The sequence below is a fragment of the Mesorhizobium sp. KR1-2 genome, assembly GCF_040045035.1.
GTDB lineage: Bacteria > Pseudomonadota > Alphaproteobacteria > Rhizobiales > Rhizobiaceae > Pseudaminobacter.
On sequence record NZ_JBDZDS010000005.1, the window covers coordinates 59,486 to 74,500 of the forward strand.

The 15,015-nt window shown below is 65.3% G+C and carries 13 protein-coding genes; 4 read left to right on the top strand and 9 right to left on the bottom strand.

Translation table 11 applies throughout. The features are described 5' to 3' along the window. Positions 1 to 55: 55 nt before the first annotated feature. A complete protein-coding gene (msrB, locus tag ABLE85_RS11930; protein WP_348792949.1) occupies positions 56 to 457 on the top strand; it encodes a peptide-methionine (R)-S-oxide reductase MsrB in 402 nt (133 codons plus the stop codon). Between the two features lie 4 nt (positions 458 to 461). Further along, positions 462 to 827: a DUF488 domain-containing protein gene (locus ABLE85_RS11935; protein ID WP_348792950.1), complete on the top strand. Its 366-nt coding sequence runs from the start codon at positions 462 to 464 to the stop codon at positions 825 to 827. 87 nt (positions 828 to 914) lie between these two features. Here ABLE85_RS11935 and ABLE85_RS11940 read toward each other — a convergent pair whose 3' ends face one another. The 9 genes from ABLE85_RS11940 to ABLE85_RS11980 form a co-directional block, all read right to left on the bottom strand. Further along, entirely contained in the window at positions 915 to 1,316 is a 402-nt protein-coding gene (locus tag ABLE85_RS11940) for a metallophosphoesterase (protein ID WP_348792951.1), read from the bottom strand. Continuing rightward, on the bottom strand, positions 1,313 to 2,119 hold the full coding sequence (locus tag ABLE85_RS11945) for an inositol monophosphatase (protein WP_348792952.1): 807 nt from the start codon (positions 2,117 to 2,119) through the stop codon (positions 1,313 to 1,315). Before ABLE85_RS11945 ends, ABLE85_RS11940 begins: the two co-directional genes overlap by 4 nt. A gap of 26 nt (positions 2,120 to 2,145) precedes the next feature. Further along, entirely contained in the window at positions 2,146 to 3,207 is a 1,062-nt protein-coding gene (locus ABLE85_RS11950) for a LacI family DNA-binding transcriptional regulator (RefSeq protein ID WP_348792953.1), read from the bottom strand. Between the two features lie 10 nt (positions 3,208 to 3,217). Next, complete coding sequence (locus ABLE85_RS11955) at positions 3,218 to 4,063, bottom strand: ABC transporter permease subunit (protein ID WP_348792954.1); 846 nt, start codon at positions 4,061 to 4,063, stop codon at positions 3,218 to 3,220. After that, positions 4,060 to 4,881: an ABC transporter permease subunit gene (locus ABLE85_RS11960; protein WP_348792955.1), complete on the bottom strand. Its 822-nt coding sequence runs from the start codon at positions 4,879 to 4,881 to the stop codon at positions 4,060 to 4,062. The genes ABLE85_RS11955 and ABLE85_RS11960 overlap by 4 nt, the downstream gene beginning before the upstream one ends. A 73-nt stretch (positions 4,882 to 4,954) precedes the next feature. Continuing rightward, on the bottom strand, positions 4,955 to 6,094 hold the full coding sequence (locus ABLE85_RS11965; protein WP_348792956.1) for an extracellular solute-binding protein: 1,140 nt from the start codon (positions 6,092 to 6,094) through the stop codon (positions 4,955 to 4,957). 26 nt (positions 6,095 to 6,120) lie between these two features. Further along, positions 6,121 to 7,275, bottom strand: a complete 1,155-nt coding sequence (locus ABLE85_RS11970) for an ABC transporter ATP-binding protein (RefSeq protein WP_348792957.1) — start codon at positions 7,273 to 7,275, stop codon at positions 6,121 to 6,123. 608 nt (positions 7,276 to 7,883) lie between these two features. After that, positions 7,884 to 8,159 carry a hypothetical protein gene (locus ABLE85_RS11975; protein ID WP_348792958.1) on the bottom strand — a complete coding sequence of 92 codons (276 nt, stop codon included), beginning with the start codon at positions 8,157 to 8,159 and terminating at the stop codon, positions 7,884 to 7,886. A 119-nt stretch (positions 8,160 to 8,278) separates the two neighbouring features. Next, positions 8,279 to 9,871 (bottom strand): winged helix-turn-helix domain-containing protein, encoded by a 1,593-nt coding sequence (locus ABLE85_RS11980; RefSeq protein WP_348792959.1) that lies wholly within the window; start codon positions 9,869 to 9,871, stop codon positions 8,279 to 8,281. Between the two features lie 515 nt (positions 9,872 to 10,386). Here ABLE85_RS11980 and ABLE85_RS11985 point away from each other — a divergent pair. Further along, the gene (locus ABLE85_RS11985) at positions 10,387 to 11,601 is read left to right on the top strand and encodes a hypothetical protein (protein WP_348792960.1); all 1,215 of its coding nucleotides are present in this window, start codon (positions 10,387 to 10,389) and stop codon (positions 11,599 to 11,601) included. A gap of 241 nt (positions 11,602 to 11,842) precedes the next feature. After that, entirely contained in the window at positions 11,843 to 15,010 is a 3,168-nt protein-coding gene (locus tag ABLE85_RS11990; RefSeq protein WP_348792961.1) for an autotransporter domain-containing protein, read from the top strand. Positions 15,011 to 15,015 lie beyond the last annotated feature (5 nt).

Consider the following 15,015-nt stretch of genomic DNA (forward strand, 5'->3'; position numbering starts at 1 on the left):
TCGGCGCAGCCGCCGTTTAACGGGGCGGCCCGGCATTTCTGGGAGATTGAGAAAGATGGACGAACATCGCTATCCGGTGACCCGCACCGACGCGGAATGGCGGGCGCTTCTGACGCCGGAGCAATATGCGGTCATGCGCGGCCATGGCACCGAGCGGCCGGGCAGTTGTGCGCTGCTCCACGAGAAGCGGGCCGGGACCTTCACCTGCGCCGGCTGCGACCAGCCGCTGTTCGAATCGAAGCTGAAATTCGAAAGCGGCACCGGCTGGCCGAGCTTCAACGATCCGGTCGAGGGTTCGGTGGAAACCACAGTCGACCGCAGCTACGGCATGGTCCGCACGGAGGTGCATTGCGCGCGCTGCGGCAGCCATCTTGGCCACGTCTTCGAGGACGGCCCACCGCCGACCGGCCTGCGCTACTGCATCAACGGCGTGGCGCTGAACTTCCAGCCGGCCTGAGGCCATGGGCGGGAAAATCCCGGCGGAGAGGGTGAGGCTCAAGCGAGCCTATGAGGCCCCGTCCGCCGAGGATGGAACCCGCATCCTGGTCGACCGGCTCTGGCCGCGCGGCATCCGCAAGGCGGACGCCGCAATCGACGACTGGATGAAGGACGTCGCCCCAAGCACCGAACTGCGCAAATGGTTCGGCCACGATCCTGAAAAGTGGGAAGAGTTCCAGCGGCGCTATCGCGCCGAACTTGCCGTGCACGGCCAGGAACTGGATCGTCTGCGCGAGCTGGCCGAAGACGGCGTCGTGACGCTGGTCTATTCGGCGCATGATGAAGCCCACAACGATGCCGTTGTGCTTCGCGAGGCGCTGCTCGGCTGAGGCCGTGACGCCTCGTTGCGCTGGCCAAAAGAAAAGGCTGCGGCAAGGTGACCGCAGCCTTGATCTTTCCAAGTCGCCGGCGGCAACTCACTCCATGCCCAGCGCATCGCAGAGCCGGCCTTCGACCGCGCCAGGCTCATGCGTGTCGAGAAGCACCACCCTGCCAGCCGGCAGATCGGCGACCGACTGGACGAAGCCGCCCGTTACTGGCGCCTCGGGAAAGGCGACGCGGAAGTCCACGCGATCGTCATGGTTGCCGAGCATCAGGCGATAGGGAGCGGCAAGCTCCTTGAGCCGGTCCGATAGCGAGGCATAGGCCGACGCTTCGCCCCGCTCCGTCAGGTCGCCGGAGAAGACAACGAGGTCGGCGTCGGCATGGTTGCTGTTGAGATCGGCGATGCAGTCCTCCAGACGCGTCAGCGGATCGAGGTCGAACAGCTTTTCTCCCGGCGCGACGAGGTGGAGGTCGGTGACTTGGATGATCTTCATGCGGCTGGCTCCGCGGAGGCAATCAGGGCGGCGAGTTCGGCGCGAAGCCGCGGCGCGCAGGCGATGACCGGGCCGCCGGCGAGGAGATCGTCGGCGGCGAAGTCGTTCGTCCAGCCTCCCGCCTCGCGGATGAGGCAAAGGCCGGCCATGCAGTCCCAGGCGTTGATGTGCGGCTCGTAGTAGCCCGCTAGCCGGCCGCAGGCGACGTCGGCCAGCGCCAGCGCGCCGGATCCGTTGCGGATGAACATGCCGCCGCTTTCCAGCAGCCGGTGGATAAAGCCGGAGATGAGGCGCGGCGGCACGCGCAGATTTGCGCCTACGCCGAGAAGGCCGCTGCGCAGGTCGCGCAGGGGCTCGACGCGGATCGGCCGGCCGTTGAGGAACGCGCCCGCGCCCTTCTCGGCAGTGAACAGCTCGTCGGCGCAGGGCGCGTAGATGAGGCCGAGCAGCGTCTTGCGCCCGCTCATCAGCGCCACCGAGATGCACCAGCTCGTCATGCCGTGCAGGAAGGGGCTGGTTCCGTCGATCGGGTCGACCACCCAGGTGAAGCCGGAAGCGCCCTCGGTCAGGCCGAATTCCTCGCCGAGGAAACCGTCGTCCGGGAAGGCATCGGCAATGCGCGCGCGCAGCAGCTTTTCCACCTCGCGGTCGGCGATGCTGACCACATCCTGCGCGTTGGTCTTGGCCTCAATGGCGAGTGATCCGAGATCGTTGAAATAGGACAGCGCCAGTGCGCCGGCCTCCAGCACAGCCTCGCGGGCAGTGTCGAAACGGAGGCCTGCGTCGGTCGGGGAAGGGGGCATTGCGGTATCCATCGATAGGTGCGTGTTCATCGGTTCGAAATGTCCTGCCCGGCGGTGGGAACCTCGGCAAGTGCGGCGCTCTGCCGGACGATCAGCGGGGCGGTGATCTTCACCACGGTCGGTGCAAGGCCTGCATCGCCTTGCCGACGGTCGAGCAACTCCATTGCCCTGGCCGCCATCACGTCCGGGTCCTGCCGGAAGGTGGTCAGGCCATAGGCGTCCCAGGCTGCCTCGGGAACGTCGTCGAAGCCGATGACCGAGAGGTCTTGCGGTATCGACAGGCCCAACTCATGGCGGGCGACATCCATCACGCCGAAGGCGATCAGGTCGTTGACGCAGAATATCGCCTGCGGTCGATCGGGGCGGTTCAGCAGCAAGCGCGCCGCTTCGCGCCCGCCCGCATAGTCGGAATCGCCGCCGCGCTCGAAAACTACTTCCGCTCCGAGGCGGGCCGCCTCGGCGCGGAACGCGTCCTCGCGCTCGACGATGCTCGGCGTGCCGGATTTCGATCCGGCAAGGCCGAGCCTCCTGAAGCCGCGGCCGACGAAACGAGCGGCTGCCTCGCGTGCCGCCGCCTTGTTGTCGATGCGGACATGATCGCAATCGGATTCCGAACGGCCGATGACGATCAGCGGCTGGCCATTGCAGCGCGCGAGATCGACGAAGGAGGAGGGCGGCGAGCCGGAGAGGATGATGGTTGCCTCGGCTCGATAGCCGAACAGCGCCTTGCGGGCGGCGTCGAGTTCCGGCTCTGTCTGGCCGGTGTCGATGATGATCGGCACATTGCCGCGCCGGATGAGCGCCCTGGAAAGGGCTGCCATCAGATGCGCCCTGAAGCCGACCTCGGGCTTGGTGACGACGAGGCCGACGAGCCGGCTGGCATTCGCCAGCAGGCCGCGCGCGAGGTCGTTGACCTGGTAGCCCAGTTCCTCGGCCGCGCGCATGACCTTCTCGCGCGTTTCCGGCGAGACGCTGGCGCCGGGGGTAAAGGTGCGTGACACCGCCGAGCGCGATACGCCCGCACGCTGCGCGACCTGCAGGGCGCTGACGAAGCCGGGCTTGGCCGCCACTGTCGTTTCCTCCGCCATCCTGCTCTCCTCAGCGCCCGACCCTGGACAGCACGTCGGCCTTCAGGAATCGCTCCACCACCAGCATGAAACCGACCGACGGAATGAGAAGCAACAGCGCGGTGATGGACGCGATCTGGTAGTTGCCGCCGGCACCTGCATTGTAGAGCAGCAGCGGCAGCATGTTCACATCCGGCGCGCCGACGAAATAGCTGCCGGTGAATTCGTCGAGCGATTCCAGAAAGACGAAGATGGCGCTGGCCATCAGGCCGGGCATGGCAAGCGGCAGGGTCACGTCGCGAAATGTGCGCAAGGGGCCGGCGCCGATGGAGCGCGCTGCCTGCTCGAGCTCGACATCGACCGCCGCGAAGGCCGCTGTGGCGATCCAGACGGCGAAGACGAGGCCGTGCGTGACATGCACGAGCACGACGCCGGCAACGGTGCCGTTGAGGCCGATCTCATAGAAAAGACGCGCGATGTTGACATAGATCGGAAGGTTCGGGAACGCCTGCGGAATCATGAAGGCTAGCAGGATCAGGCCGCGCAGCGGCAGCTTCAGCCGCGCCAGCGCGTAGCCAGCAGGGATCGCCAGCGCCAGCGAAACGACGACGGTGAGGATCGCGACGACGACGCTGTTGGTCAGCGATTCCATCGCGTTGCCGCGCGGCGAGAACACGCGGGCCCAGAAGCTGAAGCCATATTCCAGCGGCAGGGTGTGCGGAAAGTACCAGCGCTCGGTCACCGCCCACAAAAGCAGGTTTGCCAGCGGCCCGAAGATGGCGAAGGCGAGCACTCCGAGGAGAATGCCGCGCGGCAGCCACCAGAGATCGAAGCGCAGGCGCGACGGCGCGGCGATGGAATTGGTCAGCGCGGTCATGCCCGCTCCTTCATGGTCTGGCGCAGATAGATCCAGGCGACGCATGCCGTCACGCCGAGCGAAATGAGGCCGAGCGCATTGGCGACGCCATAATCGCCATAGGCGTTGATGCGGAAGGCGATGTCGGCGGTGATCATGGTCGGCGACTGCGCATTGATCATCAGCGGCACGGACAGCACCGACATCATGGTCACGAAGGACAGGATCAGGCCGACAACCAGCGTGGTGGCGACCTGCGGCAGCACGATCTCCAACAGGATGCGCAGGCGCGAGGCGCCGAGATTGCGTGCGGCCTCGATGGTGCCTCGGTCGAGCGAGGCCATGGCGCCCGCCAGCAGAAGCGTCACGAAGGGCGTTTGTTTCCAGACGAAGGCAATGACGATGCCGCGCCAGTCCAGCATGCCGCTTGCCTGCATCGGCGTGATGAGCCCCGCGCCGATCAGCATATTGTTCATCAGGCCGTTCTTGGCGAGAAAGGTGCGCAGCACCTGGCCGACCACGATGAAGGGAATGAACATGGGCCAGCGGTAAAGCCAGCGCAGAATGGCGACCGCGCGCGGGTTTTCTCCGAGCGTCAGATAGCCGGCTATGGCCGTCGACAGCGCACCGATGATGAATGCCGAGAAGGAGACGATCACCACCGTGAAGATGATGTCCTGCGTGTAGAGCGCAAAGGCCTTCTCGAAATTGGCAAGCCCGTAGCGCCCATCAGCCACGAATGCGCCGACGACCGACGCGGCGAGCGGCACGAGGAAAAGCAGCACGATGACCGCAAGGGCGGGCAGGACAAGGATCAGACCGAGCAGGCGCTTCGACATCGACGGGAACCTGATAGAGGGTAGGCCCGGCGCCTCAGACGAGGAGCCGGGCCGGGAAATGTGAGGCTCAGCCTTAGTTGGCGGCCTGGCGTTCGTAGGCTTCCAGGATCGCGTTGTTGTAGGGCGCGATCGGGAAGGTCTTGCCGTTCGTCGCCAGGTCTTCCGGCGAGATGTCGGTGAAGAGCTTGTTCCAGGATGCTTCGTCGAGCTCGGGCTGGACGTACTTGGCGTCGATGCCCGGATACCAGTTGAAGCGCTTGACGATGCCTTCGCCCTGCACCTTCGGGCTGGTGGCGAGCGCCACGAACTTCTCGGCGAGATCCTTGTTGGCGGCCTTGGCCGGGATCACATAGTGCATCGGCTGGCCGGGCATGCCGGGGGCCGGCAGCACGAGCTTGATTTCCGGCGGCATGCGGCCGTCAGCCTGCCAGGAATAGAACATGTCCACCCACACCGGGCCGATGGCGATTTCGCCGCGGCTCAGAAGGTCTAGCGTGCCGGCATTGCCGGGGGTGAGCGTCGCGTTCTGGGTAAAATCCTTCAGGCTGGCGAAGGCGCCGTCCCACTTCTTGGTCTCGGCCTCTTCGAAGGGACCGTTCATCAGCTTGTTCGCATCGCTGCCGCCGAAGGCGTAAATCCAGCCCATGACGAAGCTGACGCCCGAGGCGCCGCCCTTGATGCCGTTGTAGCCGAACTGCTTGGGGTGCTCCTTGGCCCAGGCGACCAGTTCCTCGTAGCTCTTCGGCGGGTTGGCGACGAGAGCCGGGTTGTAGGCGAGCGCGGTCTGGCTGTTGAACATCGGCATGACATAGCCGCTGACATTGGTGCCAAGGGCCATATCGGCATTGGCGCGCGTCACCAGCTTGCCGGTCTCGATGTTCGGGCGATAGGCCTCGAGGTAACCGGCCTGGACCATTGGGCCGGCGAACTTCTCATGCACCACGGCCACGTCCGTGTCCCACTTCTCGGAGCCGGCCTTGGCCTGCGCTTCGAAGCGCTCGGTGATCTTCTGGGAACCGGCATCGCCCGGGCCCGTGCCGACGGCGCGGACGGTGTTGCCGGGATATTCCTTCTCGAACAACGGCCCGAGATATTCGTTGATGTAGTCGACCATGTTCTGGTCGCCTGCGGTCACCACCGTCAGTTCGGCGGCGGTGGCAGGCACCGTGCCGAGGACGAGCGCCAGCGCCGTCGCTTGCAGGAAAGTCTTCATGGGTAGGGATCTCCGGTTGAAGAGGGTCAGGCTTCGGATGTTTCCAAGGCGCGGTTTTGGATGCCGCTCCGGGAAGGGTTGGCGGGGGAGGGCGCAGCCTCCCGCGTCGTGAACAAGAAAAGAGCCTCGTGCGGGATACGGACCTTCACGGTCTCGCCGGGCGCAAAGGCGCATGGTGCGTCGACCAGGATCTCGGCGTCACCGACGCGAACCGAATGCCGCCACAAGCCGCCGGGATAGCTGACATTGCCGACCCGCCCTTCAAGTTCGAGATTGGAGGGCGGCAGGCTTTCCGTGGATTTGCCGGTCAGCAGCTGGGCTGCCTCGGCCCGGAAGCGCGCTTCCACCGTGCCGCTGGCCAGCGGGCGGCCGTCGAGCGGCACCACGCAGCCCGCATTGCCGTTTCCGGGCACGATCTCGAAGCGGGAGGCTTCTGCGTGGCCGGTCAGGACCAGCCTGTTTTCCGCGCCCATGAAGGCGGCCACGAAGGAAGAGGCCGGACGGTTGTAAACGTCCTCGGGCGTGCCCTGCTGGGCAATGCGACCGCCATTCATGATGACGATGCGGTCGGCCATCACCATGGCCTCCTCCCGGTCGTGCGTGACATGGACGGCGGTGATGCCGAGGCGCTGTTGCAGCGCGCGGATCTCGTGGCGCACCTGCAGCCGGATGCGGGCATCGAGATTGGACAGCGGCTCGTCGAGCAGCAGGATCTGCGGATCGATCGCCAGCGCCCGCCCAAGCGCCACGCGCTGGCGCTGGCCGCCGGACAGTTCGCCCGGCTTGCGCGCGCCGAGACCGGAGAGGCCGAGCAGCGCTTCCATCTCGGCGACGCGGCGCTCGATCTCCGCGCGCGGCTGGCGCTTGAGCTTGAGCCCATAGCCGATGTTCTGCGCAACCGTCATGTGTGGCCACAGCGCATAGGACTGGAACACCAGCGCCATGCCGCGCCGGTCCGGCGGCAGGTTCGTCACGTTCCGGCCGGCCACGCTAATGGCGCCGCCGCTCGGCTGGACGAAGCCAGCAATCGCCCTCAGCAACGTGGTCTTGCCGCAGCCGGACGAGCCCAGGAGGGCGACGAACTCGCCTCTCCGGATCGTCAGGTCCAGCCCGTTAAGGACCGCCGTGGCGGCATAGCCAGCCGACAGATTCGTAACGCACAAAAAACCATCTTCGCTCATCTTTATGCCTTGCACAGCTGTGCAAATGGTGACGCAGCACCCTTCGCCGAGCGCAGGCATAAGAACGTTACTTAACACGCGTATGACGGTTGCCGCCGCGATTTCGAGAAAAAGGCCTCGCTGCCACCAGGCATGAGGACGCGGATCTGGAGCAGAATCTGGTCGCGGCTCTCTCGATCAATTGACGGAAACGCGAAACGAGCCCATGGCCGCCGGGTTCCTGCCCACCGATAGGGCGCCGCGCGAAGACGACGCGATAGTCGCGACTAATTTCATCAGCCATGCTGCTCTCCCGCAGGGCTGAGCCGAGGCCCTTACTAGGCACCAAGCCCAAGCCGAACAAGCCCTTGATCCTGCAAGCGGTGCATTACCCGCGCTCTGCTTCTGGCCATTTCGGTGCGAAAGTGGGCGGAGTTTCACACGGCGTTCGGTTGGCGAAGCGACGGGGTTGGCGTCGGCCAAACCGGCTAACGCAGAATGTCTGATTTTTCTGAGTTTACCCCGAAAGCCGACGGTCCGATTCCGACCCCCATACAGTCATCGAAACAACGCGCCAGACGAGACGCTTGTGTGGCGATCCCGAACGTGGATCTTTCTATCGCCTGATGCTAGTGCGCGATAATGCCCCGTGCGGGGGGCTTGTCAGGGTGCGTGCCAGCAATCGCCGCTAGGCGCTCGTCGATTCCAGCCACCGTAGAGATGTCGATGGTCGCCATTCTCAGCCGTCTGGCACCGCCAGGGACCCGATGATCAGCCTGAACGCCTTCGCTCGTCGCTAGTCCGGCGTGGCGTGGATAGAGCAGGGTCAGCGTTCCGCACCGGTAGAGCTCTCCGTAAGTCATCATTTGATAGACGTCCCCTTGGGAAACACCACGCTTCGTCAACGCGGGCGGCGAGGCTCTCCGGAGACGTGCGCGACCGCGGGATCGCTATTCAGAGGAGGACCAGTTCGAAATCACCGAGTGGACTCGGATCGCGTTTAGGTCATCTCAAACGAATGCTGCTACTTTGGTGCATTGCCTTGTCTGACAGCCAGATCCGGGAAGCGACTTTTCAGTTCTGGCGGGATTACACGCTCGCCATGCATGTTGACGAGATGAACAGACAGTCCCAGCAACACGTTCTTCTGGTGGTGCCGGCGCTCAAACTGGCGTGCAGAGACCCTGTACAGGTACATGAGCATGCGTTGCCCGTGGGCCATCGTCACAGCAGCCAGAACCGGCTTGAGCACCGCCGGGACAAGGCGGGCCTTGGGTGACAGGAAGAACAGGCCGACCCTGAGCCGGCTGGCCGGGTCAAGCGTATGAAGCTCGGCCGTCAGTTGGGCGATATCGCCGCGACGACCTGCGGCAAGCAAAGCGGTCCCCTTGATGACCAGAAGATAGATGTGGAACTGCGATCCGGCCTTGCTCAGCTCGATTGCCCTGTCGTAGAGCTCGATCGCGCGCTCGATATCGCCCTGGCTGGCGTGGATTTGCCCCTTCATGGCAAAGGCCGCAGCAAAGGCGGTGCTTGTCCGGAAGGCTTCGTCGGTGAGCCCGCACGCCAGTTGCAGATGGCCTCGGCCGAGGAAGCGCAGCACTTTTGCGATTCCCATGAGCAACATGGGCTTGCCCCCGGCTTTCGGCAGCGCTCCCAGCGCCAGCCGTTCGATCTCATCCTCGATGGCCAGCCATTCGGCATCCGTGAGGGGCGGTGTACCCGGCATGAGCGGCGCCAAGACCAATTGTGCATAGCGGTTGAGCGCGCGCAGAACGGCAATGGTGGGATCATCGGGATTGGCTGCGTGCGCCGCTTCAAGTCTTGGCGCATTCTGGTGCCAGCTTTCGGAACCAGGCGAGACCAGTCGGGCCGCGTCGTGCAAGCGCAAATGCAATGGCCGGTCGGTCGGCTCCGGGGGCTCGCCGTCAGGCAAGGCCGCATGGGTCCAGATCGACTGGACCAGTGATTGAGAGAAGGCTTCCAGATCCGCGCTATGTGACGGACCTGGTAAGGTGATCCGGAAGGGCGCAATCAACATGTTGGTTCGGCCATCCCTGAGAACCAGCGCCATATGAACGTGCCCGCCGTCGGCCAGCAGGCTCACTTCCAGACTATGGGCAACGGTGCCTACCGCGTCTTGCTCGAACCGCCACTGCGGCATGCATAGGACCTTACGCTCTTCCCCAAGCGCAGATCCAAGATGCTTCGCGAGGCTCTCGACGATCAACCGGAGCTGGCCCGTGTCCTGTGCGAGACCATAAGCAGGACCGATCAGCAGGAAGGCCGAGACGGCTTCGGCCGCGACCGCATCGGCGACCCACAGATAGCCCTCGCCATACTGGGTCGCGATGAAACGAGGAGCGCGGGCATTGTCTCCCAGCCGCTTGCGCAGGCGGTTGATCAGATAGTCGACATTGCGTTCGCTGAGCTCTCCAGCGAGGTCGCCCAGGCCTTCCAGCAATTGCGGTCGGGTAACCAGTTTGTGTGGCTGGCGGCTCAATTGCAGGATCAGAGCCCGCTCCTGCCGGGTCAGCCGCAGGACCGTTCCGTCATCTTTCGTTGCGGAGAGCATGTCGGGCTGGAACATCAGATCGGCATAGCGCACGGATTGCATGGCTCTCCCGGTGGGTTGGCGGAGCAGACCCTGGCGTGGCGCCGGCTCCTCCGGTTCTGTCACAATCGGCTGGCGCCCGGTCAGTTCATGTCTAAAGTATATCCAACAATAGTCATATTGCATGACTCAGGATAAAATTTCCTGGCATTTGGAAGAAAATAAAATCTCAGAAAACGACGTCAAAACATCTCGGCCAAATATTGGCGCGAGAATGTTTTGTTATGGCTGCTTGGGACGGCAATCACAAATCACTTGCGACCATGCTCCAAGGTTGGGTGAGGGACATGGCGCAGGCGCCTGCGCAGGCCGGGGGGAAGCATATGAATCGACCATGTGAGGCCGGCCGCCGGCAGGCTGCACGCAGCGTGCTTAACGCAAGCGTTTCGGCTGTTGCTCTCACGCTTGCGTTAAGCGCCCGGGCAACGGCCCGGCATCGCCGATCTTTGTGTTTCTCCCCAGCACTGGCCGCTATTTTCTGGGCGAGCGCCGGGTTCCAGCCGGCGCAGGCGCAAACGGTGACGGTCACCGGTGACGTGGCCCCGGCCGGAGCCACTTCACCGACATGGAGCATCGGTGGCGACCTCCGTGTTGGCGAGTACGGCACCGGCACGCTGACCATCGCGGATGGCGGCAAGGTCAGCAATACGACCGGCTATATCGGCGGCAGTCCCTCCAACTCAACTGGCACGGTGACGGTCTCCGGCACGGACGCAGGCGGCAACGCCTCGACCTGGACGAATTCCGGCGCGCTCTATGTCGGCTACCTCGGCACCGGCACGCTGACCGTCGCGGATGGTGGCAAGGTCACCAACACGGTTGGCTATGTCGGCTATGGCTCCAACTCAACCGGCACGGTGACGGTCTCCGGCACGGACGCAGGCGGCAACGCCTCGACCTGGGCGAATTCCGGGTTCCTTTCTGTCGGCAACTACGGCACCGGCACGCTGACCATCGCGAACGGTGGCAAGGTCACCAACACGGATGGCTATGTCGGCCGCTATGCCGACTCGACGGGCACGGTGACGGTCTCCGGCACGGACGCCAGCGGCAACGCCTCGACCTTGACGAATTTCGGCGAGCTTTTTGTCGGCGCCAGCGGCACCGGCACGCTAGCCATCGCGGATGGTGGCTCGGTCACGAACGCGATTGGCTATATCGGCCGCTACGCCGGCTCGACTGGCACGGTGACGGTCTCCGGCACGGACGCCAGCGGCAACGCCTCGACCTGGACGAATTCCGACTCCCTCTATGTCGGCGTCTACGACACCGGCACGCTGACCGTCGCGGATGGCGGCAAGGTCAGAAATACGACCGGCTATGTCGGTTGGAACGGCGGCTCGACTGGCACGGTGACGGTCTCCGGCACGGACGCAGGCGGCAATGCCTCGACCTGGACGAATTCCGGCGCGCTCAATGTCGGCGGCTCCGGCACCGGCACGTTGACCGTCGCAGATGGTGGCAAGGTCACCAACACGACTGGCTATATCGGCCGCTACGCCGACTCGACGGGCACGGTGACGGTCTCCGGAGCGGACGCAAGCGGCAACGCCTCGACCTGGGCGAATTCCGGAGAGCTCTTTGTCGGCTTCATCGGCACCGGCACGCTGAACATCGAGGGCGGCGGCAAGGTCACGAACACGGACGGCTATATCGGCAGTACCTCCAACTCAACCGGTACGGTGACGGTCTCCGGTACGGACGCCAACGGCAGCGCGCCGGTGCCGAGGTAGCCGACAGAAAGCGGCAGCGGGCGACCCCGCCGTCGCCGCTGGCACACTGGAGGCGACGAAGATCCAGTTCGACAAGGGCACCGGGACACTCACCTTCAACCACAGCGGCGCCACCACCTTCGCGGCGGCCCTGACCAGCGCTGGCACCGGCACCCCCGCCCTCGACCATTACGCCGGCACGACCACGCTGACCGGCGACAGCTCCGGCTTTTCCGGGACGACGACGGTATCGGGCGGCACGTTGCTGGTCGGCGACGCGGCCGGCAACGGCACGCTCGGCGGAACCGTCAATGTCGGCGCCGGCGGCACGCTCGGCGGCTCGGGCACGATCTTCGGCCCAACCACGATCGCCGGCACGCTGTCGGCCGGAAACAGCCCCGGCACGCTGACCTTTGCCAACGACCTGACGCTCAATGCCGCTTCGACCTCGGTGTTCGAGCTGAACAGCCCCGGCAGCGTCGGTGGGGCCGGTGCTTCCGGCAACGACCTGGTCGTCGTCAACGGCGACCTGGCGCTTGGCGGCACGCTCGATGCGCACGTCGCGGCGGCCGGCTACTACCGGCTGTTCAACTATGGCGGCACTGTTTCGGGCACCTTCTCCGGCGGCACGGTGACGGGCACCGGCGGCTTCGTGCCGATGGCACCGAACAATCCCGATATCCAGTACGGCATTCCCAACCAGGTGAACCTGCCGGTGCTGGCGACAGGCCAGACCATGCAGTTCTGGGACGGAAGCGACAGCACCGGCAACGGCGTCGTTGACGGCGGCGCCGGCACGTGGAGCACGGCTGGCACCAACTGGACCGGTCAGCCTGGGCAGGCCAACATCAACGGCACCTGGGGCGGCTCGGTTGGCGTCTTCGCCGGCGCGGCGGGCGGGACCGTCACCGTCGCGGGCATCCAGAGCTTCGACACGCTGCAATTCTCGACCAACGGCTATGTCGTGCAGGACGGCGCGCTGGCGCTCGGCGTCGCCGGCGGCGGCACGCTCAATGTCGACAACGGCATCTCGACCACCATTGCCTCGACGATTGGCGACGGTGCCGGCGCGATTCTGCGCAAGGTCGGCAACGGCACGCTGATCCTTTCGGGAACCAACACCCATACCGGCGGCACGAGCCTGCTGGGCGGCGTACTGTCGGTGTCGGCCGACGCCAATCTCGGCGCCGCGAGTGGCGGGTTGACCTTTGCGGGCGGCACACTGGCCACGACAGCCAGCTTTGCCAGCAGCCGGGCGATCACGCTCGATGCGGCCGGCAGGTTCGATGTGGCGTCGGGCACCAGCCTTGGCCTGTCCGGCGCGATCGGCGGCACGGGCGCGCTGCTCAAGCAGGGCGAAGGCGCGCTGGTCCTGAGCGGCGCCAACAGCTATGGCGGCAATACAGCCGTAGCGGCCGGCACGTTGATCGGCGACGCGGCCGCGATCCGGGGCGATCTGGGCAATGCCGGAACGGTGATCTTCGAGCAGGCCGGCAATGCCAGCTTTGACGGCGCCATAGCCGGCTATGGCGGCACGAATGGCGCCATGACCAAGCGCGGCGTGGGCATTCTTACCTTGGCTGGCACATCGTCGCTGAACTGGACCATCGAGGCCGGCGGGCTGGTCTCGGCCAGCGACCGCTTTGGCGGCAGTGCGGCGATCGCAAGCGGCGCATCCCTCGTGTTCGACCAGACGAACGGTGGCGCCTATGCCGGCGTGCTGTCCGGCTCGGGCAGCCTCGCCAAGGCCGGGTCGGGTGCTGTGCTGCTGACGGGCGATAGTTCAGCCTTTGCCGGCTCAACCACCGTCATGGGTGGGCAACTGATCGTTGGCCAGAATGGGATTGGCGCGCTTGGCGGCTCACTCACCATCCAGTCGGGCGGCCTGCTCGGTGGCACCGGCAATCTCGGCTCGACCGGCTCGATCGTCACCATCGAAGCGGGCGCGGTGCATGCGCCGGGCAACTCCATCGGAGTCCAGCATGTGCTTGGTGACTACGTCAGCCACGGTACGCTGCGCATCGAGGCGACACCCAGCGCGGCCGACAAGATCGTCGTTGCCGGATCGGTCGACATCACCGGTGCGGCCCTCGACCTGGTGCTGTCTCCGACGGCTGCGGCAAGCTGGAACGTCTTCAACGGCCCCTTCACCATTATCGAAAAGCAGAGCGCCGGCGCCGTGGTTGGAACATTCGTCGACCCGGTGACCCAGAACCTGCTCTTCCTGGACGCCCTGCTCGACTATGCCGGCGGCGACGGCAATGACGTGACGCTGGAACTGCAGCGCAACGATCTGGCCTTTGCCAGCGTCGGCCGGACCCGCAACCAGAGCGCCACTGGCGGCGCCATCGATACGCTCGACAACAGCCAAGCCGTCTGGCGCTCGATCGCGCTGACCGTCGATGCGGACATCGTGCGCCAGAGTTTCGATGCGCTCTCGGGCGAAATCCACGCCTCGGCCAAGTCCGCGCTCATCGAGGACAGCCGCTTCGTGCGCAACGCCATCGACGACCGTCTGCGCGCCGCCTTCGCCGCGCCGGGTGCGTCGCAGGCGCCGGTGCTGGCCTACGGACCGGGCGACACACCCATGGTGGTCGCCGCCGACCATGCCGGCCCGGTGTTCTGGAGCTACGGCTTCGGCGCGTGGGGCTCGATCGACAGCGACGGCAATGCCGCCAGCCTCAAGCGCTCCACCGGCGGCCTGCTGATCGGTACCGATGGCCTGGTTGGCGACTGGCGGGTTGGTCTTCTGGCCGGCTACAGCCATTCCCGCTTCGACGTAGAGAACCGCTTCTCGTCCGGATCGAGCGACAATTACCATCTCGGTCTCTATGGCGGCACGCAATGGGGCAATCTGGCCTTCAGGAGCGGCCTTGCCTATACGTGGAACGATCTCTCCACCTGCCGCTCTGTCGCCATTCCCGGCATCGCCGATGGCCTCAGCGTCGGCTACCATGCCGGCACCTTTCAGGCCTTTGGCGAACTCGGCTATGGCATCGAGGCCGGAGCAGTCCGCTTCGAGCCCTTCGCCAACCTCGTCCATGTCAGCCTGCATACCAATGGCTTTGCAGAAAATGGTGGCGCGGCGGCGCTCTCCGGCCGCAGCGCTACGACCGACGTCAGCTTCACCACGCTGGGCCTGCGCGCCGAGCACAAGCTTGGCCTCGGCACGGTTGACGCCACGGTGCGCGGCATGCTCGGCTGGCGGCATGCCTTCGGCGACACCACACCGACGGCCACGCAGGCGTTCTCGGCCGGTGACGCCTTCACCATCGCCGGCGTGCCGCTCGCCAGGAACAGTGCGGTGATCGAGGCCGGGCTTGACCTTGAGCTGACGCCCGACGCGACCTTCGGCTTGTCCTATATCGGCCAGTTCGCCTCCGGCGCACGGGATCACGGTTTCAAGGCAAACCTCGCGGTGAGGTTCTGAGCATG

Excerpts from the sequence above, each read along its gene's own strand:
- ABLE85_RS11945 (WP_348792952.1), bottom strand. The coding sequence starts at position 2,119 with ATGCCCCCTTCCCCGACCGACGCAGGCCTCCGTTTCGACACTGCCCGC.
- ABLE85_RS11940 (WP_348792951.1), bottom strand. The coding sequence starts at position 1,316 with ATGAAGATCATCCAAGTCACCGACCTCCACCTCGTCGCGCCGGGAGAA.
- msrB (WP_348792949.1), top strand. The coding sequence starts at position 56 with ATGGACGAACATCGCTATCCGGTGACCCGCACCGACGCGGAATGGCGG.
- ABLE85_RS11970 (WP_348792957.1), bottom strand. The coding sequence starts at position 7,275 with ATGAGCGAAGATGGTTTTTTGTGCGTTACGAATCTGTCGGCTGGCTAT.
- ABLE85_RS11935 (WP_348792950.1), top strand. The coding sequence starts at position 462 with ATGGGCGGGAAAATCCCGGCGGAGAGGGTGAGGCTCAAGCGAGCCTAT.
- ABLE85_RS11960 (WP_348792955.1), bottom strand. The coding sequence starts at position 4,881 with ATGTCGAAGCGCCTGCTCGGTCTGATCCTTGTCCTGCCCGCCCTTGCG.
- ABLE85_RS11965 (WP_348792956.1), bottom strand. The coding sequence starts at position 6,094 with ATGAAGACTTTCCTGCAAGCGACGGCGCTGGCGCTCGTCCTCGGCACG.
- ABLE85_RS11980 (WP_348792959.1), bottom strand. The coding sequence starts at position 9,871 with ATGCAATCCGTGCGCTATGCCGATCTGATGTTCCAGCCCGACATGCTC.
- ABLE85_RS11955 (WP_348792954.1), bottom strand. The coding sequence starts at position 4,063 with ATGACCGCGCTGACCAATTCCATCGCCGCGCCGTCGCGCCTGCGCTTC.
- ABLE85_RS11950 (WP_348792953.1), bottom strand. The coding sequence starts at position 3,207 with ATGGCGGAGGAAACGACAGTGGCGGCCAAGCCCGGCTTCGTCAGCGCC.